This is a genomic window from Caulobacter sp. 10L414 (genome assembly GCF_056395525.1).
In genome coordinates, this window is the sequence record NZ_JBFTJR010000150.1 from 1 (window position 1) to 418 (window position 418).

The 418-nt window shown below is 78.9% G+C and carries 1 protein-coding gene; it reads right to left on the reverse strand.

Annotated features, from left to right (window positions below):
* Window positions 1-418: GTA baseplate fiber-binding domain-containing protein (locus AC1DCG_RS25150; protein WP_477041759.1), on the reverse strand; the 418-nt coding region annotated here is incomplete at both ends.

The following is a 418-nucleotide window of genomic DNA, read 5'->3' on the forward strand; positions in this document are numbered from 1 at the left end:
ACCAGCGGCAGGCCGCGCTCGGCCGGCGCGGCCTGGGCGCGAACCAGGGCCGCGTCGACCAGCACCGCCCGCGCGCCGGTCGCGACCATCGCCGCCACGTCCGAGCCCTGCTGCCCGCGCAGCAGGCCGCTCAGCGCCCAGGTCTTCGCCCCCACCATCTCCGCCTGCAGGAACTGCAGAAGCTCCCAGCCGTCCGGCCCCTCCACCGCCAGCAGGTTCTCGCCGGCCAGCACCGCCGCGCGGCTGCGGCTCAGCGGCGTCCCGCCCTCCAGCCGCACCACCAGCCGGCCCGCCCGGTCGATCCGGTGCCGCGGCCCCGCCGGCAGGTCCGACAGCGTCGTGCCCACCGTCGCGCAGGTCGTCGCCGTCGCCCGCGCGCGCAGGGCCTCCACCTCGGGTCCGGCGTGCACGTCGAAGG